The organism is Rhizobium sp. FKY42 (assembly GCF_005222835.1).
Taxonomy (GTDB): domain Bacteria; phylum Pseudomonadota; class Alphaproteobacteria; order Rhizobiales; family Rhizobiaceae; genus Neorhizobium.
Genome location: NZ_STGA01000008.1, coordinates 138,430 through 162,741, shown reverse-complemented (window position 1 = coordinate 162,741; position 24,312 = coordinate 138,430). Strand labels below are relative to the sequence as shown.

Annotated in this window: 23 protein-coding genes and 1 tRNA gene; 11 read left to right on the top strand and 13 right to left on the bottom strand. The window is 57.5% G+C overall.

Annotated features, from left to right (window positions below; translation table 11 throughout):
- Positions 1 to 1,316: 1,316 nt before the first annotated feature.
- The 5 genes from tgt to coaD all read right to left on the bottom strand — a co-directional run bounded on the left by tgt (position 1,317) and on the right by coaD (position 5,281).
- Positions 1,317 to 2,438 carry a tRNA guanosine(34) transglycosylase Tgt gene (gene tgt, locus E8M78_RS04895; RefSeq protein ID WP_137133988.1) on the bottom strand — a complete coding sequence of 374 codons (1,122 nt, stop codon included), beginning with the start codon at positions 2,436 to 2,438 and terminating at the stop codon, positions 1,317 to 1,319.
- On the bottom strand, positions 2,435 to 3,523 hold the full coding sequence (gene queA, locus E8M78_RS04890; protein ID WP_137133987.1) for a tRNA preQ1(34) S-adenosylmethionine ribosyltransferase-isomerase QueA: 1,089 nt from the start codon (positions 3,521 to 3,523) through the stop codon (positions 2,435 to 2,437). Before queA ends, tgt begins: the two co-directional genes overlap by 4 nt.
- Before the next feature lie 121 nt (positions 3,524 to 3,644).
- Positions 3,645 to 4,160 (bottom strand): peptidylprolyl isomerase, encoded by a 516-nt coding sequence (locus tag E8M78_RS04885; protein WP_062554448.1) that lies wholly within the window; start codon positions 4,158 to 4,160, stop codon positions 3,645 to 3,647.
- Positions 4,161 to 4,194: 34 nt separating this feature from the next.
- Positions 4,195 to 4,761, bottom strand: a complete 567-nt coding sequence (locus E8M78_RS04880) for a peptidylprolyl isomerase (protein ID WP_137133986.1) — start codon at positions 4,759 to 4,761, stop codon at positions 4,195 to 4,197.
- 25 nt (positions 4,762 to 4,786) lie between these two features.
- The gene (gene coaD / locus E8M78_RS04875) at positions 4,787 to 5,281 is read right to left on the bottom strand and encodes a pantetheine-phosphate adenylyltransferase (protein WP_137133985.1); all 495 of its coding nucleotides are present in this window, start codon (positions 5,279 to 5,281) and stop codon (positions 4,787 to 4,789) included.
- A 398-nt stretch (positions 5,282 to 5,679) separates the two neighbouring features.
- On the opposite strand from coaD, the gene E8M78_RS04870 reads away from it, so the two are divergent.
- Together E8M78_RS04870 and E8M78_RS24025 are read left to right on the top strand one after the other, a co-directional pair.
- Positions 5,680 to 5,859: a hypothetical protein gene (locus E8M78_RS04870; RefSeq protein ID WP_137133984.1), complete on the top strand. Its 180-nt coding sequence runs from the start codon at positions 5,680 to 5,682 to the stop codon at positions 5,857 to 5,859.
- Between the two features lie 33 nt (positions 5,860 to 5,892).
- Complete coding sequence (locus E8M78_RS24025; protein ID WP_280139178.1) at positions 5,893 to 6,027, top strand: hypothetical protein; 135 nt, start codon at positions 5,893 to 5,895, stop codon at positions 6,025 to 6,027.
- Positions 6,028 to 6,093: 66 nt separating this feature from the next.
- Here E8M78_RS24025 and E8M78_RS04865 read toward each other — a convergent pair whose 3' ends face one another.
- From E8M78_RS04865 to E8M78_RS04835, 7 genes are all read right to left on the bottom strand, one after another.
- Positions 6,094 to 7,500 (bottom strand): YncE family protein, encoded by a 1,407-nt coding sequence (locus E8M78_RS04865; RefSeq protein WP_137133983.1) that lies wholly within the window; start codon positions 7,498 to 7,500, stop codon positions 6,094 to 6,096.
- 79 nt (positions 7,501 to 7,579) lie between these two features.
- Positions 7,580 to 8,356, bottom strand: coding sequence for a 2,3-dihydro-2,3-dihydroxybenzoate dehydrogenase (locus tag E8M78_RS04860; protein WP_137133982.1), 777 nt, complete (start codon positions 8,354 to 8,356; stop codon positions 7,580 to 7,582).
- Positions 8,356 to 12,258 (bottom strand): amino acid adenylation domain-containing protein, encoded by a 3,903-nt coding sequence (locus E8M78_RS04855; protein WP_246658225.1) that lies wholly within the window; start codon positions 12,256 to 12,258, stop codon positions 8,356 to 8,358. The genes E8M78_RS04860 and E8M78_RS04855 overlap by 1 nt, the downstream gene beginning before the upstream one ends.
- Positions 12,255 to 12,491 (bottom strand): phosphopantetheine-binding protein, encoded by a 237-nt coding sequence (locus tag E8M78_RS04850; RefSeq protein WP_137133981.1) that lies wholly within the window; start codon positions 12,489 to 12,491, stop codon positions 12,255 to 12,257. Before E8M78_RS04850 ends, E8M78_RS04855 begins: the two co-directional genes overlap by 4 nt.
- Positions 12,492 to 12,502: 11 nt before the next feature.
- Positions 12,503 to 13,141 carry an isochorismatase family protein gene (locus tag E8M78_RS04845; protein WP_137133980.1) on the bottom strand — a complete coding sequence of 213 codons (639 nt, stop codon included), beginning with the start codon at positions 13,139 to 13,141 and terminating at the stop codon, positions 12,503 to 12,505.
- A 4-nt stretch (positions 13,142 to 13,145) separates the two neighbouring features.
- Positions 13,146 to 14,780: a (2,3-dihydroxybenzoyl)adenylate synthase gene (locus tag E8M78_RS04840; RefSeq protein ID WP_137133979.1), complete on the bottom strand. Its 1,635-nt coding sequence runs from the start codon at positions 14,778 to 14,780 to the stop codon at positions 13,146 to 13,148.
- Positions 14,777 to 15,955 carry an isochorismate synthase gene (locus E8M78_RS04835; protein ID WP_137133978.1) on the bottom strand — a complete coding sequence of 393 codons (1,179 nt, stop codon included), beginning with the start codon at positions 15,953 to 15,955 and terminating at the stop codon, positions 14,777 to 14,779. Before E8M78_RS04835 ends, E8M78_RS04840 begins: the two co-directional genes overlap by 4 nt.
- A gap of 324 nt (positions 15,956 to 16,279) precedes the next feature.
- Between E8M78_RS04835 and E8M78_RS04830 the strand changes: the two genes are divergently transcribed.
- From E8M78_RS04830 to E8M78_RS04820, 3 genes are all read left to right on the top strand, one after another.
- On the top strand, positions 16,280 to 17,233 hold the full coding sequence (locus E8M78_RS04830; protein ID WP_137133977.1) for a helix-turn-helix domain-containing protein: 954 nt from the start codon (positions 16,280 to 16,282) through the stop codon (positions 17,231 to 17,233).
- A gap of 134 nt (positions 17,234 to 17,367) precedes the next feature.
- Positions 17,368 to 18,876, top strand: coding sequence for an aldehyde dehydrogenase (adh, locus tag E8M78_RS04825; RefSeq protein WP_137133976.1), 1,509 nt, complete (start codon positions 17,368 to 17,370; stop codon positions 18,874 to 18,876).
- A 79-nt stretch (positions 18,877 to 18,955) separates the two neighbouring features.
- Positions 18,956 to 19,354, top strand: a complete 399-nt coding sequence (locus E8M78_RS04820; protein WP_137133975.1) for a DUF779 domain-containing protein — start codon at positions 18,956 to 18,958, stop codon at positions 19,352 to 19,354.
- Between the two features lie 161 nt (positions 19,355 to 19,515).
- Here E8M78_RS04820 and E8M78_RS04815 read toward each other — a convergent pair.
- Positions 19,516 to 19,600: transfer RNA gene (locus E8M78_RS04815), tRNA-Leu, on the bottom strand.
- A 189-nt stretch (positions 19,601 to 19,789) separates the two neighbouring features.
- Between E8M78_RS04815 and lipB the strand changes: the two genes are divergently transcribed.
- From lipB to E8M78_RS04785, 6 genes are all read left to right on the top strand, one after another.
- Positions 19,790 to 20,512 (top strand): lipoyl(octanoyl) transferase LipB, encoded by a 723-nt coding sequence (gene lipB / locus E8M78_RS04810; RefSeq protein WP_137133974.1) that lies wholly within the window; start codon positions 19,790 to 19,792, stop codon positions 20,510 to 20,512.
- Between the two features lie 68 nt (positions 20,513 to 20,580).
- Positions 20,581 to 21,498, top strand: coding sequence for a DMT family transporter (locus E8M78_RS04805; RefSeq protein WP_137133973.1), 918 nt, complete (start codon positions 20,581 to 20,583; stop codon positions 21,496 to 21,498).
- A 97-nt stretch (positions 21,499 to 21,595) separates the two neighbouring features.
- Positions 21,596 to 22,723 (top strand): S-(hydroxymethyl)glutathione dehydrogenase/class III alcohol dehydrogenase, encoded by a 1,128-nt coding sequence (locus tag E8M78_RS04800; protein WP_137133972.1) that lies wholly within the window; start codon positions 21,596 to 21,598, stop codon positions 22,721 to 22,723.
- The gene (locus tag E8M78_RS04795) at positions 22,720 to 23,181 is read left to right on the top strand and encodes a GNAT family N-acetyltransferase (protein ID WP_137133971.1); all 462 of its coding nucleotides are present in this window, start codon (positions 22,720 to 22,722) and stop codon (positions 23,179 to 23,181) included. The genes E8M78_RS04800 and E8M78_RS04795 overlap by 4 nt, the downstream gene beginning before the upstream one ends.
- A complete protein-coding gene (locus tag E8M78_RS04790) occupies positions 23,178 to 23,636 on the top strand; it encodes a YaiI/YqxD family protein (protein ID WP_137133970.1) in 459 nt (152 codons plus the stop codon). Before E8M78_RS04795 ends, E8M78_RS04790 begins: the two co-directional genes overlap by 4 nt.
- Positions 23,633 to 24,307: a DUF1345 domain-containing protein gene (locus E8M78_RS04785; RefSeq protein ID WP_137133969.1), complete on the top strand. Its 675-nt coding sequence runs from the start codon at positions 23,633 to 23,635 to the stop codon at positions 24,305 to 24,307. The genes E8M78_RS04790 and E8M78_RS04785 overlap by 4 nt, the downstream gene beginning before the upstream one ends.
- Positions 24,308 to 24,312: the final 5 nt, after the last annotated feature.

The following is a 24,312-nucleotide window of genomic DNA, read 5'->3' as shown; positions in this document are numbered from 1 at the left end:
GCGGCCGGGGAGTTCGAAAGTCGTCAAATCACGACTGCCCTGACCTTTGGGTGCAAGCACCTTGAACATACGTCAGTGCCTCCCCAGCCATAGAAGGTGGAGAGCTTATAAGCCAAGCTCGCGCACTCAGCCACCAACCAGTGACTGAGAGAGCATCTTACGAAGGATGCCAGCCGGATTTGAAGGGGTTTCGACACCCCGGAAGCGTCCCATTACTTCCGGCTCCGCCGTCAGACTATTCCGTCAAGGTTGCGGCTGCAATTGCAAGATGTGGTGGATTTATTCCGTGTATGCGCATGCAATCAGTTGGTTGAGAGCCGGGGTGAGCGTGGGCCTTACAGCGCTTCGCGTTCGATTGAAAGCGCGAACGACGCTGCAAGATTGTGACTTGATGCACCGCAAACGTTTGATACCCCCCTCTGTCCTGCCGGACATCTCCCCCTCAAGGGGGGAGATCGGCAGAACGGCTGATGCTTGCACACCATCTCCCGTCGATGGAGTTTTGCTACGCACGACAGGGCAACATCTGGAGCGAAGGGCTAACCACGAATCGATCTCCCCCTTGAGGGGGAGATGTCCGGCAGGACAGAGGGGGGTTAAGCCCCGGATAAAGACTGTGCGTCGAGTACTGACACGCCGCAGCCTAAAAAATTGGTCTTCTCAAATTTTTTTAGCCCCTCACTCCGCCACCCCGTCGCACCTGTGTTTCAATTCCCTCGTTCCGCAACGGTTACACCGGCAGGCGTGCTGGCGATGCGGAGCCGGCGCGGGCGTTAAGGGCAAGACGCAAAACCTTCTCGTCCGGGTTCGCGGAAAATGGTCTCCCTCTGGCGACACGGGGGAAATGGCAGGGCTTCGGATCTAACCCTCCATTTCATCTCCGAACTGGCGCGTCAGGCGTGCGAGCATGTCCCGCGCGGTCAAGACCGCGCGAAAGGTACATGCTCCATCAAAGAATCGAAGCCAGCTTTCCGCGATCAAAGATCGCGGGCGGCTTCGTGTGGCACACATGGGGAATGGTGTCGGGAAGGTCTGTCGGGTCAAGTCCGCCGGATCACCGGGAGCCGATAGGTTTCAACAAACCTTTCCGGCATCCATTTCAGGCAGAGAGACCCAAGTCGCGGGCATAAACCGCTGAACGGGGCGCTGAGAGGTGTCACCTATACTACTTCTACGAGGCAGCTTTCAGCGCCCCGGCCGAATACCCCGTATCCCTCAGAAGGATACGGCCCGAACTGACCTTCAAGCCACGAGCAGGTTCTGCCGCGTGAGCGCGAAGTCGCGCCTGCTCTTTGACAATATCGGTCTCAGTCTTATCAATCGTCGCCGCGCGCCCAGGCTTCCTGAGTTTCAGCCATGAAATCCTCGTAACGCCCCTCGGCAATGGCCTTTCGAATGCCCTGCATCAGCTCCTGATAATAGGAAAGATTGTTCCAGGAGAGCAGCATGCCGCCGAGTGCCTCATTGGAGCGCACGAGGTGGTGTAGATAGGCGCGGGAATAATCGCGCGTTGCCGGGCAGCTGGATTGTTCATCCAGCGGGCGCGTGTCTTCGGCATGTTTCGCGTTGCGAATATTCACCTTGCCCTTACGCGTAAAGGCCAGGCCATGACGGCCAGATCGCGTTGGCATGACGCAATCGAACATGTCAATACCGCGGGCAACGGACTTGATGATATCGTCGGGCGTACCGACACCCATCAGGTAGCGCGGCTTTTCGGTCGGTAGAACCGGCAGCGTGATGTTGAGCATGTCCAGCATCACCTCTTGCGGCTCGCCAACCGCCAGGCCGCCCACCGCATAGCCCTTCAGGTCCAGCTGCTTCAGACCCTCGGCAGAGCGAATGCGAAGTGCCGGTTGATCGCCGCCCTGCACAATACCGAACATTGCTTTGCCCGGCTGGTTGCCAAACGCCACCTTGCAGCGCTCGGCCCAGCGCAGGGATAGTTCCATAGCACGTTCGATTTCCTTGGGCTCAGCAGGAAGCGCCACACATTCATCGAGCTGCATCTGGATATCGGAATCCAGCAGACCCTGAATCTCGATGGAGCGTTCCGGCGACATGTGGTGCAGAGAGCCATCGATATGGCTTTTGAAGGTCACGCCCTTCTCATCCAGCTTGCGCAGTCCGGAAAGAGACATGACCTGAAAGCCGCCGGAATCAGTCAGGATCGGCTCCGGCCAGCGAATCAACTCATGCAAGCCGCCAAGGCGCGCCACCCGCTCCGGACCGGGACGCAGCATCAGGTGATAGGTGTTCCCGAGAATGATGTCAGCGCCCGCATCCCGCACCTGATCCAGATACATGGCCTTGACGGTTCCAACGGTGCCGACAGGCATGAACGCGGGCGTGCGGATCGTACCACGCGGCATGGTGATTTCGCCAAGCCGCGCCTTGCCATCAGTGGCCTTGAGGTTGAACGTGAAGTTCTCGGTCATTGTGAATCGTTCCGGAAAAGCAGGCTGGAATCGCCATAGGAATAGAAGCGATAGCCTGTGGAAATCGCATGATCATAAGCCGCACGCATCGTCTCGTAACCGGCAAAAGCGGAAACGAGCATGAACAGCGTGGAGCGTGGCAGGTGGAAATTGGTCATCAGCGCATCAATGATCTTGAAGCGATAACCCGGCGTGATGAAGATATCCGTCGCGCCGCTCCAGGCCTTCAGGCTACCATCGTCAGCTGCGGCACTTTCCAGAAGTCGAAGTGAGGTGGTGCCAACGGAGACGATCCGACCGCCCCTCGTCCGCACGGCGTTCAGCGCATCCGCCGTCGCTTGCGAAACGTAGCCGATTTCGGAATGCATCTTGTGCTCGGCCGTGTCATCGGCCTTCACGGGCAGAAATGTACCCGCACCCACATGCAGGGTCACGAAATGGCGCTCGATCCCTGACGCATCGATGGCGGCAAAGAGGTCCGGCGTAAAGTGTAATCCGGCAGTCGGGGCAGCAACAGCGCCCTCTTCCCGCGCATAGATCGTCTGGTAATCCTTGCTGTCCTGCGCATCTTCCGGGCGTTTTGCCGCAATGTAAGGCGGCAGCGGAATATGCCCGACCGCCATGATTGCCTCGTCGAGCGCCGGACCGGACAAATCGAACCTCAGTGACACCTCGCCGCCGTCGCCCTTTTCTTCCAGTGTCGCGTCCAGACTGCCAACGGCGCAGGTTTCCGCCGAATGGCCGAAGTGAATGCGGTCGCCAATCTTCAAGCGCTTGCCCGGCTTGGCGAAAGCCTTCCAGACGTCCGGCTCGGTGCGCATGTGAAGCGTCGCGGAAACGGCGATATCGGGCGCGCCTTCGCGGGTTCGAACACCTTCCAGCTGGGCAGGGATGACTTTGGTATCGTTGAAAACCAGCGCATCGCCCGGTTTCAGAAAACGCGGCAGATCGCGCACGATCTGGTCCGACAACACGGTTTCACCCTGCGGCTGAACCAGCAGCAGCCGCGCGCTATCCCGCGGATTGGCGGGTCTCAGCGCAATGTTTTCCTCGGGCAGATCGAAATCGAATAGATCGACGCGCATGTGCAAAAGCCGTTTGTTGGATGGGGACGCCTGAAATCTGGCTCGCTGATAAAGGCATCACCCAAAAAAGAAAAGCGCCCCGGCCATACCGGAGCGCTTCAATTCGCTCACGATGGAGAGATCAGGCGGCGATATCCGCAGCAACCTTCATCGAAACGATGGAGTCAGGATCTGAAACCGGCTCGCCCTTCTTGATCTGGTCAATGAAGTCCATGCCCTCGATAACCTGACCCCAGACGGAATACTGCTTGTTCAGCCACGGAGCATCGGTGAAGCAGATGAAGAACTGCGAGTTGGCGGAGTTCGGGCTCTGCGAACGCGCCATCGAGCAGGTGCCGCGAACATGCGGAACAGCCGAGAATTCAGCCTTCAGGTCCGGCTTGTCGGAACCGCCCATGCCAGCGCGCGCCGGATTGAAGCTTTCGCCGCCCTTCTTGCCAAACTTCACATCGCCCGTCTGGGCCATGAAGTCTGCAATCACGCGGTGGAACACAACGCCGTCATAGGCGCCTTCGCGTGCCAGTTCCTTGATACGAGCAACATGGCCCGGAGCCAGATCCGGCATAAGGGCGATGACAACCTTGCCCTTGGTGGTTTCCATGATGATCGTGTTTTCCGGATCCTTGATCTCGGCCATCTTTAATCTCCTTGGTTTGCGGTATGCCCGCCCTTTATTTGCCGACGGTGACCTTGATCATCCGGTCGGGGTCTGAAACTTCGCCATTGCCGCCAGCGCCGCGCTTGATTTTGTCGACATTCTCCATGCCGGAGACGACCTTGCCGATGACCGTGTACTGGCCGTTCAGGAATGCGCCTGGCGCAAACATGATGAAGAACTGCGAATTGGCGGAGTTCGGATCCTGCGAACGCGCCATGCCAACCGTTCCGCGCTCGAAGGGAACCTTCGAAAATTCGGCAGGAATGTTCGGCAGATCGGAACCGCCCATACCGGCGCGGCGGGCGTCAAAGCCTTTCGTCAGGTTGCCGAATTTCACGTCGCCCGTCTGGGCCATGAAGCCGTCTATCACGCGGTGAAAGGCAACATCGTTATACTTGCCTTCCGCCGCCAGCTTCTTGACCTGCGCCACATGCTTGGGCGCGATCTCCGGCATCAACTGCACAACGACAGGGCCGCTCTTCAACTGGATCGTCAGGAAATCGTCTGCAGCGGCATAGGCCTGAGAAGCCAGCGAAGCGGCAGCCAGAAAGCCAGCAAAGGCAAGGGAAAGAAGCTTCATCGGGGAACTCCGTTTGAGAATATCATCAGCCTTCGAACTTGGCGATCAGCGCTTGCGCGACCGAGGCCGGAACGAACGAGCGAACATCGCCGCCCATTTTCGCGATCTGACGAACCAATGTGGCCGTTATGGGTCTGGACGAAACGCTCGCTGGCAGAAACACGGTCTGGATGTCCGGCGCCATTTGCGCGTTCATCCCCACCATCTGCATTTCGTAATCAAAGTCGGTGCCGTCGCGCAGCCCGCGGATCAACAGCCGCGCGCCATGTGCCCGTGCTGCATTGACGACCAGACCATCGAAGGCCACGACGTCCAGCGAGTCACGACGATCGGGCAGCGCTTCCGCCAGCGCGCTGCGGATCATCGAATCGCGCTCCTCGAAGCTGAACAGCGGAACCTTGCCCGGATGAACGCCAATGCCGACAATTACACGGTCGGCAACATTCAGCGCCTGCAAAAGCACATCCAGATGGCCGTTTGTCATGGGATCGAAGGATCCGGGATAGAAAGCGCTTGTCAAGCATACCTCCAGCGTCGCGTTCGCCTTGTGTCATGGACTGCCGCAAATCGCAAGACAGAGCACTCCCCGCGGTTGAACCGAAGATGAATGCCACGTTCAAACCCGTTTCAGATGGCACTTGCTTAAGTGGGATCATCGAAGGCAGAGGCAAGACGCCCTGCGCGGTAAAGGGGAAAACGATGCTGATCCTGCTGATGGCTGTGGCGGTTGTTGTGTCATTCGCGATTGAACTTGCAATCGAGGCGATCCGCGATGGCTGGGACGAGCAGGAAAGCTGAACGCCAGATGAACGGCACTTTCAGGGTCGCTTCAGAGCCCGTCGTTTAACCATTCTTTCATACTGGTGCGGAACCGGTTCGTGTTTAACGCGTTCTGGTCAATGAAAAAGGAATTCGGAGATGTTCGCCAAGAAGAAAACGGCAATGCCGGACACCATCACGATGATCAATCTCGTATGGACCGCCGTTATCGCAGTCATGATGACCGCCACTGTGACACTCTACCAGGACAGAAATGAAGCGCAGGCTGTGAAGTACACACAGCTGACAAGTCAACACTACGGACAGCCCTATTACTGAGAATAGGGCTCCTTGATCAGAAGGGAGATGCCTATGTACGTTACGATGATTGCACTTGCTGGATTGATCAGCACCATGTTTGTAGCGACAGTGGCATCCACCATAAGCGAGTTGCGCCGGGAGCAAGCCAATCTCCGAGCCTTCGCCAAGCGCCACAGCGCCTTCTGAGCAAAGAGATATGGTGAGAATTCGTTTAAGGCTCCGGCACGTGAATGCCGGAGCCTTTCTCTTTGCTTATTTTGCAGTGATCAGCGTGACGCGATCGCCGTTCGGATCGTCAGGGTTCATCGACTTGTTCACGGCGTAGACACCACCCTTGCCATCCGCAACCACATGATTGGCAAACGGCGCGACCGGAAGATTGGCGACAATCTTGCCGTTTGCGTCAACGACTGTCACCGTTCCCGCATCGCGGCTGCTGACATAGGCGTGCTTTTTGACGGGCTCAAAGGTTACGTTCAGGGAACCGGCGCCAACGGCAACATTGTGCAGGGTCTCGCCAGTCTTTCCATCCAGAATCAGCAGGTTGTCGCTACCCTGCCCGGCTACGAAGATACGGTCATCGGCTGCATCGTAGGCAATGCCTATCGTCGAGAGACCGCCCTTGACCGGCAGAACCTTATCCACCTTTCCTGCAGCGGAATCGATGATCGCCACTTCGTTCGTTGAGAGGCTGATGACAAATAGCTTGCCGCTTGCCGGATCGAAGTCCACGCTTGCAGGGGAAAATTTCTCGCCGCGCACCTTGGACTCGATCTTGACCGAGGGCAGCTTCTCCAAGGTCTTCGTGCTGAACACGGCGACTTCCGGTTCACCAACCTGGCTCACATAGGCCTTGCCATTCTTCTCGTCGACCTTGACGTCACGGGCATGCTGGGCGAGGCCGGGTTCGAATTGCTTGACCAGCGAAAGGTCGGATTGTTTGTAGACAGCAACGGTGTCCTGACGTGTGTTGGTGACCCAGATCGTGCCGTTGGCATCATCTAAACCAAGGCCATAAACGGCATGAACGCCGCCATCCTTCGAATCAGATGGCTTGCCACGGGCAACAACCTTTAGCGTTTCCGGATCAAGCTTCAGGAGTTCGGAATTCTTGACGGGCGGACGACCCGAGGCAGAGGTTACGAAAACCGCGTTGCTCTTGTCACTAAAACCGATCTGATAGAGTCCGGGGGAGAGCTTTTCCGACGTCAACGTGAACTTGTCTTCGCCGGACAGCGGCACCTTAGGAGAGATCTTCAACTTGGTCACATCCGCATAATAGGGAGCATCCGTCGTTACAATCAGCGGATAGGTGCCGACAGCCGCGTTCTCCGGTAGTTTGAACTTACCCTGGAACTTGCCTTCCTGATCGGCCGTGAAGCCACCTTCAACCAGCGCCACATTGCCCTTCAGAAGCTGAACTTTTTGGCCTGGTTTGAAGTTCTGACCCTGCACGGACACCTCACCGCCGGAAAGCAGCGGCTGGCCTCGCGTGGCTGATCCGAGGCGAACCTGACCCTTGTAATCTTTCTCCGGTTGGTCGAACGCGACCTGCGCAAAAGCGCTGGTCATGCCGAGCAACATGGTGCCCGTGAGGATTGCCGCCCGTGCCACACCGGTGCGCAGGGTAAGCTGGTTTGATCTCGAAAGTTTCGTCATTGTTTTCATCCTGTGATGACTGTGATGGATCGAAGGAAATACGGTATTGGTTGAACCCGACAGCTTGAGGTATTTGCGATCACGCCCGCATCGTCGCGCCACCATCGACGTAGAGATCCGTCATGGTGATGTGGCTGGCCTGATCGGAAAGAAGAAAGAGGACCGAATGCGCGACATCTTCGGGTGTCGCGAGCTTCTGAAGAGGAATGCCGGTCTTGAACTGCTCCGGCAATCCCGCAATCACGCGCTCAGCACCACGCTCATCTGCCCACATGCCTGTCTGCATCGGCGTCAGTGTGGAACCTGGCGCGACGATGTTGCAGCGAATTCCATGCGGCGCAAGTTCGAGACCCAGGCATCGGGTGAACATCGTTGCCGCCGCCTTGGAGGCTGCATAGGCGGCCATCGCCTGTCTTGGAATGCCAGCGGCATTGGAGCTGACGGTGACCATTGCTCCGCGTTTGCGAGGCAGCATGACGCGCGCAAGAGCACGCGAGACGTGAAACACACCATCCGTGTTGACCGCAAAAATGTTCCGCCAAGATGCGTCCTCCGTCTCGACGACCGTGGTCGTGGAAAGGATCCCGGCGACGTTGATCCCGAGGTCGATCGGTCCAAGCTGATCTTCAATTTCATTGACCAACGCATCCACGGCCGCGCTGTCTCGAACGTCGAGTTCAAGCAGCGTGACGTCACTCGTATGTTCTGGTCCGATTTCAAGCGGATGATTGGCGTTGTGATCGGTGGCGACGACATGAGCGCCTGCTTCTACGAGCAGTCTCACGACCGCAGCCCCAATGCCGCCAGCGGCGCCGGTGACAAGCGCGCGCTTTCCCTGAATGCCTGTCAAACGCATCAGGCAAGTCCTTTCTGTTCAATCACTGTGAGTCTGAACAGGATTTCCGGCGCGATGGTGTGAACAGCGTTAGCCGAAGTCATCTGTGGATGAAGGCACGTGACATCCACTGTCTCGACACCCGCGCAAAAGGTTGCCCAGAGTGTCGGAGTCAGGTTCTTGTCCTTGTGATCCAGCGCGGCGCGGAAATGGGTGAGCGTGCCATCGAAGCGTTTGTGATAGTGCCCCCGAACAAGCCGGTTCGTATCGAGAACAGAGCGGATGACGCCGTCCAGGGCAGCGTCCGGAAGACCTCCAAGCGAGCTGCCGTCCTGTTTGAGGAAACCGATAATCGCGTCCTTTGAGACGAGCTCCGGATGAGCAAGCGGATCGTGACCGGCAATGGCCAGCAGCGCCCGGAGTGCCGCCGTCTCATCCGGCTCCGGTTCTGCTCTCCAGCAGTCGCACGGATAGCTGTCGAGAAGCGCGACGAGACCCACCGGCTGCTGCCGTCGCTGAAGCTCCACGGCAATCGCCTGTGCGAGAATACCGCCGACGGACCAACCCACCAGATGATAGACACCGTCATGGTGTAGGCAGATCAGATCTGCGTAAGCGGAAGCCAACGCTTCGAGGCTTTCTGGAGATGGTGCTGCAGCAGAAAGCGTCGGAGACTGTATGCCGAAAACAGGCCGCCCACCCAATTGCTGTGCCAAGTGCCTGTAACCCCAGGCAATGCCGCCAGCCGGATGAATGAGAAAAATCGGAGCGAGATTGGGATGACCACGTTGAAGCCGGATGATCGGCCCCAGGCCCTCGTCGCTCCCTGCTTTCTCCAGCGCCTTTGCGAGATCGCAGATTACCGGATGCTCGAAGATTGCGCCAAGGCCAGGATCGGAACCGGTTTCGGTGCGAATGCGAAGGCAGAGTTGAACTGCAGACAGACTATCACCACCCAGAGAAAAGAAATCGCTCTCTGCCGTCGGTTCACTGTCCAGTTCCAGGATCTCCTTGAACAGCGTTGCGAGAAGCTGTTCCAGCGGCGACGAAGCACGCCGGCCGGCGGCCATCTCGATGACTGGCGCAGGCAAAGCGCGACGATCCAGCTTCCCGTTCGACGTGACCGGCAGAGCATCCAGCCTGACAAAGGCGGCTGGCATCATGTAATCCGGCACCTTTTTCGAGATGCTGTCGCGCAAGGTCTCGATCACAAGAGATGGTGAGGCTACGACATACGCAACGATCCGCTTGTCTCCCGGACGATCTTCCCGCGCCATGACGACTGCCTCACGCACAAGGCCGGACGCCATGATGGCAACCTCGATCTCACCAAGCTCGATCCGCAGGCCGCGGATTTTGACCTGATGATCGGAACGGCCGAGATAGACGATGGCGCCATCGGCACGAAGCTTCGCCATGTCTCCGGTTTTGTAGATGCGGTGGCCGTCAATAAAGGGATCTGGAAAGAAACGGTCTGACGTCAGATCGTCTCGCCCGAGATAACCCCGCGCCAATTGAACGCCACCGAGATAAAGATGACCCGCCACTCCGGGCGGCAATGGATGAAGATGATCATCCAGGACGTAGAGTTTTGTATTCCAGACCGGCCAGCCGATGGGCAATGGCGAAGAGCTATCAGATGCCGACGCCTCCCAATAGCTGACATCGACAGCCGCTTCCGTCGGTCCGTAAAGATTATGCAATTCACCCTTGATTAGCCTGTGGAAACGGTCGCGCTGCTCGGCGGTAAGTTCTTCGCCACTACAAAACACGCGTGAGACTGCCAAGCCTTCCACTGAGGGTTCGGCCATGAAAGCCGACAGCATGGACGGCACGAAATGCAGCGTCGTGATGTTTTCGTCGCGGATGATGCGCGCGATGGCAAGCGGATCACGGTGCGCTTCCGGCGGCGCCACCACCAATGTCGCGCTGCAAAGCGCAGGCAAGAAGAACTCCCAAACCGAAACATCGAATGTCGCGGGCGTCTTTTGCAGGATACGATCCTGCTGCCCAAAGCTGTAATGCTGGCGCATCCATTCAAGACGATTGACGATGGCGCGGTGCTCGATCATCACGCCCTTTGGCTCACCCGTGGAACCGGACGTGTAGATCACGTAGGCAAGGTTATCGGGGGATGAGACAGGCCAGTCCGTGCGCTGCGCACCCTGTCGCCAGCGGCTTGGAGGCAAATGCGCATCCTCGAAAAGATCGGCGGAATTCTTTTCTCCGAGAATGACCACCGGCTGCGCCGATGAAAGGATGCGCGATAAACGCTCCTTGGGATGGCTGACATCCAGCGGCAAGTAAGCAGCGCCGGACCGCAGGATTGCAAACAGGGCGATGATCAGCTCAAGGGAACGCGGAAGCGCCACGGCGACGAGGCGGTCCGGTCCTGCTCCTCGCTCGACAAGTTGCGATGCAAGCGCGAGGCTGCGACGATCGAGTTCCGCATAGGTCAGCGTCTGGCCTTCGAAGACGACGGCAGGCGCATCGGGATACGTGTGCATCGTCCTTTCGATCAGCTCGACCAGCGTGACATCTTCGACCGCATGTCCGGTCGCGTTCGCATCGAACAAATATCGTTGACGCTCATTCGGGCTAGCAAGTGGAACATCGGCCAGACGCTCCGCTTGCAAAGCGCTTTCAAGATAGGAAATCAGCCTCGCCGAATGGTCCTTGGTGTCCTGCTCGCTGTAGAGTGCTGGATTGCTATCCACCTCCATCATCAGGCTGGTTTTGGCGTCGCCCCGAAACGTGAAGGTAATGTCATCCACGGCCCCGGCACCGAGGATATGAAGGGCGACATCCAGACCGTCGAACTTCGGCGGCATGTCGAATGGCTGCACGTTGATCAATGGGCCGAACAGCCGACGCTGCCCACCAATCAAGCCCAGATCACGGCGCAATTGTTCGCTGCGATAACGACCGTGACGACGGCAGGCCATGAGACGTTTTGCATGGATGACAGCTGCATCATCGACTGGCAGATAATCCGTGTTTTCAAACCGTACCGGCAGCACATTCATAAGGGTACAAGGAACGCGCGCCGCCTTGCTGCCAAGCCGACCCATATGCGGCACGCCCGCAACGATTTCAGCGGTCGCAGCATAACGACGGCAGTAGGATGCAACGAGCGCCGTCAGCAAATCCGGCCAGGTAACCTTTGCACGTTCGGCCCGCGCGACAAGAGCGCTGAAGATATCCGTGGATAGATGCCTAGTCTCCCGCCTGAACGAATGTTCGCTGACGGCGCGGCCACCGGCCAGACTCACCACTTCGGGCAAGCTCGCCAGTTCATTGCGCCAAAATTCGGCATCACGCCGCCGCCTGTCGTCGGAAAGATAAGCAACTCCCTCGTCAATCGCCTGGGCGAAAGGAGCAAACGGTGTGCCCGTACCGGTGCCGGATTTGAGGGCAGAGTAAATCTCGCCAACACGGTTGGTCACGAGAACGATCCCATATCCATCGATCGCCAGATGGTGAATTCGCTCGTACCAATAGTGTCTGTCTTCGCTCAACCGGAACAGGGTGAAACGAGAAATCGGACCTTTGCCAAGATCGACCGGTCTTGCGGTATCTGCCTGCATAAGCGTTAGCGCGGCAGAGGCAGGGTCCGCTTCGGAACGCAGGTCCAAAATCTCAAGGAAAGGACGCGTGCTCGCATCAAGACGCTGCGATGGGCAGAAAGCGCCATTGTGGAATGTCAGCGAAAGGCAATCTGCCTCCTCGAGCATCTGCGCAAAAGCTTGGCGAAAAAGGTCAACGTCCAGTACGCCCGCAAGCTCCACATACTGGCTGGCATTCAGGATGGGGTTGGACAGATCGATCTGCTGAACATACCACAAGCCAGCCTGCGCTTCAGTCAGCAATTGCTCGCCGGATGGCATGGCAGAACCGATGAGATTGGCCGAAAGGCTGGTCATGCGTTTGCCCGCTTCGCCTCGATGGCTCGCCACCAGCCACTCAGCGTGAACTCCTCGGCAAACTCGCCGAAATCCAGGTCCACGCCCGCTTCTTGCCACGTGAGGATGAGGTTCATGAGACGCATCGAATCAAGGCCAAGATCCATCAGGTTGTCGTCAAAGCCAATCTCGGACGGATCTTCGTGAATGATCGCCGCCACATCGGCGCGCATCTTTTCGAGAGTGATGGTCATCGCTTTCTCCTTCACACTCCAAGTCGGGCGAGAGCCTGCTGCGTGGTCAGTGGAATGCCGCAGCGTCCCGCAACCCAATTGATGGCCAGGTCATGCTGTTCGCGTGAGAAATCCGCGAGAGCATCGGCAATGAAAAACGCCTCGATATCGCGCTGGAAGGCTTCTGCGGCTGTCATCATGCAGCCGATATGCGCGTAGATGCCGGTCACGATCAGCTGGTCCCGGCCTCTCGCCCGCATCATGGTGTCAAGGTTCGAGCGCTGGAAGGCACTGTAGCGGTGCTTGACCAGAACGAAGTCTGATGCTTCCGCCTGAAGCTCTGGTACAATCGATTGATGCTCTGGTGCGGAAGTCATGCCTGGCCCCCAGAGATCTGCCTGCAAACCGCGATCGCGACGATCCTGATCGCCGTTCTGCGCCGTGTAGAAAACCGGAATACCGATCGCACGGCAGGCCTTTGCCAGTTGTGCAATGTTCACGGTCGCAGGTGTTATGGGCGATGTATCCGGCGTGAAAACATTGACGAAATAGTTCTGCATATCATGGATCAGGAGAGCAGCCCTATTCGGCTCCAACTGCCATGGACCTTTCGGCGTCGGCAATTCCTGCGCTTTAGGCAGCGCATAAGGTGCAATCTTCGGCAAAGCCATCAGTCTATTGTCCTGCTTTCAATTCTTCATTGCCAAGAAACTGGGCTCTCAGCCGAGCCCGCAATTCCTTGCGGCTGACCTTGCCGACCGCTGTCAGTTCGAAGGCGTCAACGAAAACGATCTGATCCGGCACCTTGAAATCCGCGACCTTGCGGCTGCGCATAAAGGCTTTCAGGGCTGGTCCCTTGGGCTTCTCCCCCTGCGGAATGACGAAGGCGCAGATGCGCTCACCAAGGAAGGTGTCGGGGATCGAAACCACGGCGGCATCGAAGACATTTGGATGCGCCAGCAAGTGATCTTCCACCTCATCGGCGGAAATCTTCTCGCCCGCACGGTTGATGTGATCGGTCGCCCGACCCTGCACCACCAGATAGCCCTCGGGGGTGCGCTTTACGATATCCCCGGTCTTGTAGAAGCCGTCTTGCGTGAACGAACGGGAATTCGCACCCGGATCGTTATGGTAATTGCGGATTGTGTAGGGGCCGCGTGTCAGCAGGTTCCCCGCCTCGCCCTCCGCGACCGGGTTGCCTTGATCGTCGACGATCAGGATCTCATCATCCGGGGAGATGGGACGCCCTTGCGTATCAACGATAATCTCTTCGGGATCGTCCAGACGGGTATAATTCACCAGCCCTTCCGCCATGCCGAACACCTGCTGAAGCGTGCAGCCTAGTGTTGGACGCACGCGCTTTGCCGATTCCGGCATGAACTTCGCACCGCCAACCTGCAGCACCTGTAAACTGGAAAGATCATATTTAGAGGAAGGCGCCGCTTGCAGCCACAGAAGTGCGAGCGGCGGAACAAGCCCGGTGATCGTAACGCTTTCTCTCTCTATCAGCGGAAACGCAGTTTCAGGACTGGGCGATGGCGCAAGCACGACGGTGCCGCCCGCGTAAAACACTCCGAAATAGCCCGGCGAACTCATGGGAAAATTATGAGCAGCTGGCAAAGCGACGAGATATACACTTTCTTCCGTCAGCTTGCAGATCTCTGCACTCGCCCGAAAGGAGTAGATGTAATCATCATGCGTACGCGGAATGAGCTTTGAAAGGCCCGTGCTACCACCGGAGATCTGTAGGAAGGCAACCGTTGACGGATCGGCCGGCTCGAACGCGATGTGTTGGTCGCGCTCAAAGGAGGCAAAGGAGATGAAGTCCTGCGCTTCTCCAACGATGATCACGCGCTCCAGCTCCGGCCGCTCGAGCTTGATCGACCGCGCAAGATCGCGGTAGTCGAATCCATCATGGCTGGCAGCCGTCACATAGGCCGCAGCTTCTGATTTCTGAAGAAAATGCAGGATCTCGGTCTGGCGGTGTGCTGGGAGCGCATAAACTGGAACCAGACGAGCGATGAAGAGGCCAAAAACGACAGAGAAGAACTCCGGTATGTTCGGCAATTGAACGACGACGCGATCGCCCGGCTTCAGACCCAGCTTCAGAAATCCGAACGCGGCGACTTCGGCCTTCTCCAGAAGATCGGCATAGGTCCAGCGCTGGTCCCCTCCGACCACTGCCGTGCGAGAACCAAACTGTATGGCGCGCTCGCGAAGCAGTGACGGAAAGGTTTCACCGCACCAGTATCCTTTTTCCCGATAGCGAGCGGCGAAGTCGGTCGGGTAATTTGCGCTAAGCGGATTCATGCAGCGAACTCCTGCAACGGACGCCCCTGCTCGTCGATGCCGAGTGCAGTCAGCATGGCCGTGAACTTGGCGGAGGTCTCTTCCGTTTCCTTGACGGGATCAGACCCCGGCACAATGCCGGCACCGGCGAAGACCCGCGCGCGACGCTCCGAAATCTCAGCGCAGCGGATGGAGACGTACCATTCCCCATCTTGCTGATCGTCGATCCAGCCAACGGCACCGGCATAGAAGCCGCGATCATAGCCTTCCAGCCGGGAGATCAGATCTGCCGCTTCCCGCCTCGGCAATCCGCAAACGGCGGGTGTGGGATGTAGTAGCGAAAGCAAATCTGCAACCGGCGTATCGCGGTCCTTCAGCTTCGCGACGATCCGGGTTCCCAGATGATGCATGGTGGCCGTGGAGCGGATGGTCGTGCCTTCCGGCGCAGAAATCTCTATCGCGTAAGGACCAAGCGTATCGAAAATCATTTCCCGCGTGATGCGATGCTCTCGCTGGTCTTTTTCGGATCCAAGAAGATCGCGCGCCGCTTGACGGTCTGCCAAAGGATCACTCGAACGCCGCGCGGACCCGGCAAGCGGATAAGACACTGCCAGCTCAGCCTTCTTCGAAAGAAGCAGTTCAGGGGTCGCTCCGACAAGAGCGGTCGCAGCTCTAGCCGGAAGCGACGCTCGGAACACGGTCACGGAAGGATCGCGTCGCAGCCGGTTGATAACCTGTGCAACGGGGATAATAGCATCCGACTGCAACTCCAGACTTCTGGAGAGGACAGCTTTCGTTACCTGCGTTGCAGCCGCTGGGTCCGTGAGAGCAGCAACGCATCTTGCGACGCTCTCGGCATAGTCGTCGGCGGAAGGGTACGGGCGTAGCATCCAGCGCCCGGAGCCGGATGCGGTATCACCACCGGACTTTGCGCCTAGCAGGCGTCCAATGCGGGCAGGCTGGAACAGATAATCCTCATCGCTGGAAGCAAACGGCACCGCACCGACAAGGAGAGCAGGTCCATCTGACGCAGTCCGGAAGAAGCTCGAAACCCGGTCGCTCAGGCTATCGGCTGTTCCGCGCGGCAGAGTTCGGATCACGCCATGCGCTTCCAGTTCGTGTTCCGGTGTCGACAGAAGAAAGGTATGAGCATTCTGGAATCCAGGTGCCGCAAGGGGCGAAACTAACTCTGTCATCGCGAACTCCTATGCTGTTTGATCAAAGCGCAACTGACACCAGAACCCGAAGCGGCGGGCGGCTAGCAGGCTTGGCCGCCAGAAATGCCAAACGAAGTCGGGCGATAACTACTAACGTGACTAGGATTGTCAACTTTAATTCGCGTAAAACAGGTTAAAATTTGTCCACTTTAGAACCGTTAGAAACTACTCGTCTTTTCATGTAGTTAGTGGTAGCGCGGCTTCGATGACGCCGTTTGGTGATCATACCTGACGATTGTCAAAGGCAATTGCGTTGAACTGAAAAGACGCGCAAACTAGGCATGCATTTGGTTGGAGGAGCAGATGCGGCAGACTGTTGCGCATGCTGATCAGGTTTACGCGTCTGCGCAGTCGACTGCTGCGGGGTCAACGGTTGTTGCCTCCTGGCGCCGCTGCATGACTATGCACAAGCTGGCACCGGAGCAGGCAAGGCTTCCCGACAGGCTTACAGACGTGGAGTTTCGCCGCGCGCGCGACCGTGCCTCATCTCTTGTCGAAAGTTCTACCGATGAAATCGACCGCCTGTTTCACACTGTTGGTAAGGCCGGTTGCTGCCTGCTGCTGACGGATCAGGATGGAGTTGCGCTGGAGCGTCGGGGTACGCGCGGCGACGACAAGGATTTCCATCAGCTTGGGTTGTGGACCGGGTCGATCTGGTCCGAGGCAAGCGTCGGTACGAACGGTATTGGCACTGCACTGGCCGAAGAGCGATCTGTTGCGATCATCCGTGACCAGCACTTTCTATCTTCCAATATTGCGCTGAGTTGCACTACCTCCCCTATTCGCGACCATCTGGGCCGCTTGTGCGGTGCGCTGGATGTATCGACCTGCCGCGAAGATATGGATGCCATTACGTTGAGCATCCTTCAGCAGACGGTTCGCGACTCGGCAATGCGCATAGAGCTGAATCTCTTTGGTAGAGCCTATGCCGGTGCACGCTTCATCATGGTGCCGACGGAAACAGGGGCCACTTCCGCACTTCTTGCCGTCGATCGGAACGACCTTGTTCTGGGCGCGACAAGATCCGCACGCGCTGTGCTAAGGTTGACGGATGAGCGTATCTCCGCCGGTGTTCCTGCTGCGGACCTACTGCAGGATGGGTCTGGCCCCGACAACGAGGATCTGCAGCAGGCTGAGCGTGCAGCCCTCAAGCGCGCCCTTTCCCGTGCAAGCGGCAATGTTTCCCAGGCGGCGATTTCACTTGGAATGAGCCGGGCAACGCTTCACCGCAAGATGAAGAAGCTCAACCTCAACTGAACCCGCTTGGACTGTCTCAATCTTGCGACAGTGTGCAGTGCGATAGCTCCTTCCCCATCTTTGAACGTACCTTGAACGGGCGCACAGTCTCCTCACCGGTTCGGAAGAACCAGTTGAATCCATGGGAGGATGACATGCTGCACCAGAAAATCGTTGAATCACCGTTCAAGCTGAAATACGCCAACTACATTGGCGGCGAATGGCGTGAGCCGATCAATGGCCGCTACTTCGACAACATCACACCGGTCACCGGCGGCAAGCTCTGCGAGATCGCTCGCTCGGACGAGCACGATGTCAATGCCGCCCTCGATGCTGCCCATGCGGCAAAGGATAAATGGGGCCGCACCTCCACGACGGAGCGTTCCAACATACTGATGAAGATCGCCCAGCGGATGGAAGACAAGCTGGAAGTTCTGGCACAGGCGGAAACCTGGGACAACGGCAAGCCAATTCGTGAAACCATGGCCGCCGATATTCCGTTGGCAATCGATCATTTTCGGTATTTTGCGGCCTGCATCCGTGCGCAGGAAGGCTCTATCGGCGAGGTGGACAATGATACGGTCGCCTATCACTTCCACGAACCTCTGGGCGTTGTCGGCCAAATTATTCCGTGGAACTTCCCGATCCTGATGGCCGCCTGGAAGCTCGCCCCTGCCCTTGCTGCCGGCAATTGCGTGGTGCTGAAGCCCGCCGAGCAGACCCCGGCTTCCATTCTCGTTTGGGCTGAAATCGTTGGCGACCTGCTGCCGCCCGGCGTGTTGAACATCGTCAACGGCTTCGGTCTTGAAGCAGGCAAGCCGCTGGCTACCAGCCCGCGCATTGCCAAGATTGCCTTCACCGGCGAAACAACGACAGGCAAACTGATCATGCAGTATGCCAGCCAGAACCTTATTCCGGTGACGCTGGAACTCGGAGGAAAATCGCCAAACATTTTCTTCGCCGACGTGATGGCGGAAGACGACGATTATCTCGACAAGGCGCTTGAAGGTTTCGCCATGTTTGCCCTCAATCAGGGTGAGGTCTGCACCTGCCCCAGCCGCGCATTGGTTCATGAATCCATCTATGATCGGTTCATGGAGCGTGCAGTAAAGCGGGTTGAACTGATCAAGCAGGGCAACCCACTGGATCCGGCCACCATGATCGGCGCGCAGGCTTCCAATGAGCAGTTGGAAAAGATCCTGTCCTACATGGATATCGGTCGCCAGGAAGGCGCGGAAGTGCTGACAGGAGGGTCGCGTAATGATCTGGGCGGCGAGTTGGCTAACGGCTACTACGTGAAGCCAACAGTGTTCCGCGGCCATAACAAGATGCGGATTTTCCAGGAGGAAATCTTCGGCCCGGTTGTCTCTGTCACCACCTTCAAGGACGACGAGGAAGCGCTCGAAATCGCCAATGACACACTCTATGGCCTCGGCGCTGGTGTCTGGACGCGTGATGGCAACCGCGCCTATCGCTTTGGCCGTGAGATCCAGGCTGGCCGCGTCTGGACCAATTGCTACCATGCCTACCCGGCGCATGCGGCCTTTGGTGGCTACAAGCAATCGGGCATTGGCCGCGAAACGCACAAGATGATGCTCGATCACTACCAGCAGACCAAGAACATGCTGGTGAGCTACAGCTCGAAAGCACTCGGTTTCTTCTGATAGTTGCCCGACTATCGGACGGCGAAGGCTCCCGTTCCCCCGAGCGGGGGTCTTCTCGCATTCCAGGATGGAGGATCAGATGGACAAAATGCTGAACGCAGAGCGCGTGCGCGCAACCGACGCGGCACTCGAACTGATCCGCGAGATACAGCAGGATTATCCGGAGATCATTTTTCACCAATCCGGCGGATGCTGCGATGGCTCCTCGCCCATGTGTTATCCGGCGAACGACTACCGTATAGGTGAGACGGATGTAAAACTCGGAGAAATCGGAGGAGTGCCGGTCTATATCAGCGAGAGCCAATACGCCCTCTGGAAGCATACCCAATTGATCATAGGTGTCGTGCCCGGTCGTGGTGGGATGTTCTCGCTTGATAATGGCAGGGAAAGGCGATTTCTGACTCGCTCCCGCGTATTCAACGATGGAACGTGCCCTCTGCCGGTGACTGGAGTTGGGGGGGGGCAAGATACCGCCTGAGACATTAAACGCGCTGAACTCGGAACCGCCGGACACAAACAACCGGATTTCGCCGAGACCCCGCTATGTGCGTCTTCATGCGCTGTCGCGTTGAAATCATAGTCGGATGGAAAGTAAGCCGTTGGCGTAAAACAAAAAACCCGGCCGAAGCCGGGTTTGTTTGGTGCGGTCGAGAAGACTCGAACTTCCACGGGTTGCCCCACAGCGACCTCAACGCTGCGCGTCTACCAATTCCGCCACGACCGCATCGTGGTAGGCCTTCTTGCGTCGGCGAGGGAGCATCTAGCAAAGCGTTTTGACCCGCGCAAGAGCGCCGTGACAGTTTTTTGAAAGATAAATTTCTCGAAACAATCCCCATATGTGGAGGAGCCCGCATTTGAAGGGTTTTGCGCCTGTGGATATAAGCGGGCATCATCGAAAAAAGAGAGCCATGCCATGCTGACGCGCACCGATCTTGAGATTTCCATGCTGCCGAAAGAGGGCTCCCCGCCCGTTCGCTGGAGAATCTCTGATGATCTGGTGCCCTACGACCATGCGCTTGCGGTGATGGAACGCGAGGTAGCGGACATTGCTGATGGCAAAGCGGACGAACTTGTCTGGCTTCTGGAGCATCCGCCTCTCTACACGGCGGGCACGAGTGCAGATTCCGCTGACCTGATCGAACCGGATCGTTTTCCCGTTTTCGCCACAGGCCGCGGAGGAGAATATACCTATCACGGACCTGGTCAGCGCGTGGCCTATGTCATGCTGGATCTCAAGCGTCGACGCCAGGATGTGCGCGGCTATGTCGCCGCACTCGAAGAGGTGATCATCTACACATTGGACTCGATGAATGTTCGCGGCGAACGCCGCGAGGATCGCGTTGGCGTCTGGGTGCGCAGACCGGAAAAACCGCTTTTGCCAGACGGATCAATGGCCGAGGATAAGATTGCAGCGCTTGGTATCCGCCTGCGGCGCTGGGTCAGCTTCCACGGTCTCTCGCTTAATGTCGATCCCGACCTCTCGCATTTTTCAGGCATCGTGCCCTGTGGAATTTCGGCCTACGGCGTCACCAGCCTCATGGATCTCGGCCTGCCAATCTTGATGACAGACGTTGATGTCAGGCTGAGGCAGGCATTCGAAAACGTGTTCGGACCAACAGCACGGGAAATGGTCTGAGTGAGCGGACGAAGTGCTTGACGTATGGTGAGTCCCTGTGATTGATGTCGAACATAGGGAGAACACTTATGCAGAGCGCGAGCGCAAGCACCGACCGTACCTTGCCTGGAATGGCGCTCATGGCCTTCTGCATGATCGTGCTTCCGATGATGGATGCCATCGCAAAATACATGGCGACATTCGAAACCATGTCGCCCGGGCAAGTGACGTTCTATCGCTTCTTCTTTCAACTCGTTGTTTTGACACCCATCTTCTTCTGGAGCATTGGCAGCTTCCGTAACGTGAAGCGACCATGGATGAACCTGCTGCGCGGCGCGCTTCACGCCGCAGCCAGCCTGCTGTTCTTCACCGCCGTCAAATACATGCCTTTGGCAGACGTATTCGCCATCTATTTTGTCGAGCCTTTCTTACTGACAATCATGTCTGCAATCTTTCTGGGAGAGCGCGTCGGCTGGCGCAGATGGCTGGCAATCCTTGTCGGCTTTGCCGGTGCTATGATCGTCATCCAGCCGAGTTATGCCATTTTTGGCCTGACCTCGCTTCTACCGGTAGCCTGCGCCGCCCTATTCACCCTCTACCTTTTTCTCAATCGCGCCCTCGGAGACGCCGACTCGCCGCTGACGATGCAGATGATGTCTGGCATGGGTGGCACCCTGTTCATGGGTGCTATTCTGGTGATCGGCCATCAGGCCGGACAAACTGACTTCGAGATGTCTCTGCCCTCGTCGACCCTTGGGCTCACATTGCTTGTCATTCTGGGGTCGCTGTCCGGCTACGTCCATCTGCTCGTGGTTCGCGCGTTCCGAATGGCGTCCCTGTCTCTCCTGGCACCATTCCAGTATTTTGAGATCATTTCGGCAACGGTTCTGGGCTATTTGCTGTTTTCTGACTTTCCCACGCCGTCGAAGTGGGTGGGGATCGCCATCATCGTGGCATCCGGCCTCTTCATCATCTGGCGCGAACAGGTCAGCAAACGTTTGCAGTAAACGGCATATTTGAGACCTGCGAATGTCGCTGAAAGACTTGAGTGATCTTTCTGCGCATGCGACAAACGTGAGGAATCAAGAATATTGGAGATTGCAAATGGATGTACGCGCCGCCGTCGCCGTTCAGACTGGAAAACCATTGGAAATCATGACGGTACAGCTGGAAGGTCCACGGGCCGGTGAGGTTCTGATCGAGGTCAAGGCAACCGGGATCTGCCATACGGACGATTTCACGCTGTCGGGTGCTGATCCTGAAGGTCTCTTCCCGGCGATCCTCGGCCATGAGGGTGCCGGCATTGTGGTCGACGTCGGCCCAGGCGTAACCTCGGTGAAGAAGGGCGACCATGTCATTCCGCTTTACACGCCGGAATGTCGTGAATGCTATTCCTGTCTTTCCCGCAAGACGAACCTCTGCACAGCGATTCGCTCCACACAAGGTCAGGGCCTCATGCCGGATGGCTCTAGCCGCTTCTCCATCGGCAAGGACAAGATCCATCACTATATGGGTTGTTCCACCTTCGCGAATTTCACGGTTCTACCGGAAATCGCTGTCGCGAAAGTCAATCCGGACGCTCCCTTCGACAAGATCTGCTACATCGGCTGCGGCGTGACGACTGGCATCGGCGCTGTCATAAACACAGCCAAGGTGGAGATCGGATCGACAGCGATCGTGTTCGGTCTTGGCGGTATAGGCCTCAACGTCCTGCAGGGGTTGCGTCTGGCCGGAGCGGACATGATCATCGGCGTCGACATCAATCCGGACCGCAAGGCCTGGGGCGAAAAGTTCGGCATGACGCATTTCGTGAACCCGAAAGAGGTCGGCGATGACATCGTGCCATACCTCGTCAACATGACGAAGCGAAACGGCGATCTGATTGGTGGTGCAGACTACACATTCGACTGCACCGGTAACACCAAGGTCATGCGTCAGGCACTGGAATCTTCCCACCGCGGCTGGGGCAAATCCATCATCATCGGCGTGGCGGGAGCGGGCCAGGAGATCTCGACGCGCCCCTTCCAGCTTGTGACCGGACGTAACTGGATGGGCACGGCCTTTGGCGGCGCACGCGGACGTACCGATGTTCCGAAGATCGTTGACTGGTACATGGACGGAAAGATCCAGATCGACCCGATGATCACGCACACCATGCCGCTTGAGGATATCAACCAGGGCTTCGAGTTGATGCACAAGGGCGAAAGCATTCGCGGCGTGGTGGTTTATTGATCAGCCACGCTTCCTACACAGTGGACGTGCGGAGCCTTGATGAGTTTTCCGCACGCGAGCTTTATGCTCTATTGAAACTGCGCGTCGACGTTTTCGTCGTCGAACAGGCATGCCCCTATGAAGAACTGGATGGCAAGGACGACGGAGCGCTGCATCTGCGCATGATGCACGCCAGCGACCTCATGGCAGCTGCGCGAATTCTCCCGCCGGTAGACGGGAAGAACCCGCGGATCGGCCGGGTCGTGGTCTCCCCGTATTATCGCGGCAAACGCTTAGGCGAGGCTGTGATCAGGGAGGCGTTGGCAATCTGCGCCGATCGCTTCCGCGGTATCGACGTGGAAATTTCCGCACAAAGCCATCTTCAGCGTTTCTACGGCGGTCTTGGTTTCGTGGCGATCTCGGAAGAATATTTTGAGGATGGTATTCCCCACGTCGATATGGTGAGGTCTTCATCATGATTTATGTCGATGCTGACGCCTGCCCAGTCAAACCCGAGATCCTGAAAGTTGCAGAACGCTTCGGGATGGAAGTCACGTTCGTCGCCAATTCCGGGCTTAGACCGTCTCGTGATCCGATGATCAAGAATGTGATTGTTTCCGGTAAATTCGATGCCGCCGACGACTGGATCGCAGAACGCGCAGGAGCGGGCGATGTGGTGGTGACGGCAGATGTGCCACTGGCTGTTCGTTGCGTCGCCAATGGCGCACAAGTCACGGGACCAACGGGCAGGATTTTTGACGAGACAAACATCGGCATGGCGAGCGCTATGCGGGACCTCGGTGCGCATTTGCGGGAGACCGGGGAAAGCAAAGGCTACAACGCGGCCTTCACCCAGAAGGATCGCTCCGCGTTTCTCTCCGCCTTGGATGTTCTCTGCCGCCGAGCCATGCGCGCTGACGGATCTGCAGGATGACAACCGGGACACCCAGAGCGGGGCTGAAATGGCGTAGCCACCGCTACAGCCCGTTCTACGGTGCGGGATTGGCTGGCGTTGCTGTCGTGCCGTTGTTCGCTTATCTCGCCCCTAATCTCCTTATCGAAGGTGCGGCGGTCACGTTTTTCCTGATTTATCTGGGTATTATGGGACGGCGAATTCCGCACCTCACCGTGGAGCGTTACAAAAATAGTCGGGAGCGCGATGATGCGCCCGCCTACGCTATCATACTCGTCACGATTCTGGCTGTCGTCGCGGCAATCGGAGCACTATTCAACGCGCTCAATCGCGGTTTGCATGTCAGTGTTTTCGAGATTGCGCTTGCCTTCCTGTCCGTCATCGGCGGTTGGCTGACGCTCCATACGATGTTTGCGTCGCACTATGCGCATCACTTCTGGCGGCATGTGACAGGACCAGACGGTGTTTGCAAGATCCAGGGTGGACTTACCTTTCCCGAAACGGAGGAACCGTCTGGTTTGGATTTTCTCTACTTCTCATTCGTCATCGGCATGACGGCACAAACATCGGACGTCGCAATTACGACGACCGCGATGAGGCGCATCAATCTCTCTCATTCTTTGACAGCCTTCTTTTTCAATACCGTGCTGGTGGCGGCAACAGTCAACGCTGCCGTAGCATTGGCTGGCTGACCCCG

Excerpts from the sequence above, each read along its gene's own strand:
- tgt (WP_137133988.1), bottom strand. The coding sequence starts at position 2,438 with ATGACCGAGAACTTCACGTTCAACCTCAAGGCCACTGATGGCAAGGCG.
- queA (WP_137133987.1), bottom strand. The coding sequence starts at position 3,523 with ATGCGCGTCGATCTATTCGATTTCGATCTGCCCGAGGAAAACATTGCG.
- E8M78_RS04885 (WP_062554448.1), bottom strand. The coding sequence starts at position 4,160 with ATGGCCGAGATCAAGGATCCGGAAAACACGATCATCATGGAAACCACC.
- E8M78_RS04880 (WP_137133986.1), bottom strand. The coding sequence starts at position 4,761 with ATGAAGCTTCTTTCCCTTGCCTTTGCTGGCTTTCTGGCTGCCGCTTCG.
- E8M78_RS04870 (WP_137133984.1), top strand. The coding sequence starts at position 5,680 with ATGTTCGCCAAGAAGAAAACGGCAATGCCGGACACCATCACGATGATC.
- E8M78_RS24025 (WP_280139178.1), top strand. The coding sequence starts at position 5,893 with ATGTACGTTACGATGATTGCACTTGCTGGATTGATCAGCACCATGTTT.
- E8M78_RS04865 (WP_137133983.1), bottom strand. The coding sequence starts at position 7,500 with ATGACGAAACTTTCGAGATCAAACCAGCTTACCCTGCGCACCGGTGTG.
- E8M78_RS04860 (WP_137133982.1), bottom strand. The coding sequence starts at position 8,356 with ATGCGTTTGACAGGCATTCAGGGAAAGCGCGCGCTTGTCACCGGCGCC.
- E8M78_RS04855 (WP_246658225.1), bottom strand. The coding sequence starts at position 12,258 with ATGACCAGCCTTTCGGCCAATCTCATCGGTTCTGCCATGCCATCCGGC.
- E8M78_RS04850 (WP_137133981.1), bottom strand. The coding sequence starts at position 12,491 with ATGACCATCACTCTCGAAAAGATGCGCGCCGATGTGGCGGCGATCATT.
- E8M78_RS04845 (WP_137133980.1), bottom strand. The coding sequence starts at position 13,141 with ATGGCTTTGCCGAAGATTGCACCTTATGCGCTGCCTAAAGCGCAGGAA.
- E8M78_RS04840 (WP_137133979.1), bottom strand. The coding sequence starts at position 14,780 with ATGAATCCGCTTAGCGCAAATTACCCGACCGACTTCGCCGCTCGCTAT.
- E8M78_RS04835 (WP_137133978.1), bottom strand. The coding sequence starts at position 15,955 with ATGACAGAGTTAGTTTCGCCCCTTGCGGCACCTGGATTCCAGAATGCT.
- E8M78_RS04830 (WP_137133977.1), top strand. The coding sequence starts at position 16,280 with ATGCGGCAGACTGTTGCGCATGCTGATCAGGTTTACGCGTCTGCGCAG.
- adh (WP_137133976.1), top strand. The coding sequence starts at position 17,368 with ATGCTGCACCAGAAAATCGTTGAATCACCGTTCAAGCTGAAATACGCC.
- E8M78_RS04820 (WP_137133975.1), top strand. The coding sequence starts at position 18,956 with ATGGACAAAATGCTGAACGCAGAGCGCGTGCGCGCAACCGACGCGGCA.
- lipB (WP_137133974.1), top strand. The coding sequence starts at position 19,790 with ATGCTGACGCGCACCGATCTTGAGATTTCCATGCTGCCGAAAGAGGGC.
- E8M78_RS04805 (WP_137133973.1), top strand. The coding sequence starts at position 20,581 with ATGCAGAGCGCGAGCGCAAGCACCGACCGTACCTTGCCTGGAATGGCG.
- E8M78_RS04800 (WP_137133972.1), top strand. The coding sequence starts at position 21,596 with ATGGATGTACGCGCCGCCGTCGCCGTTCAGACTGGAAAACCATTGGAA.
- E8M78_RS04790 (WP_137133970.1), top strand. The coding sequence starts at position 23,178 with ATGATTTATGTCGATGCTGACGCCTGCCCAGTCAAACCCGAGATCCTG.
- E8M78_RS04785 (WP_137133969.1), top strand. The coding sequence starts at position 23,633 with ATGACAACCGGGACACCCAGAGCGGGGCTGAAATGGCGTAGCCACCGC.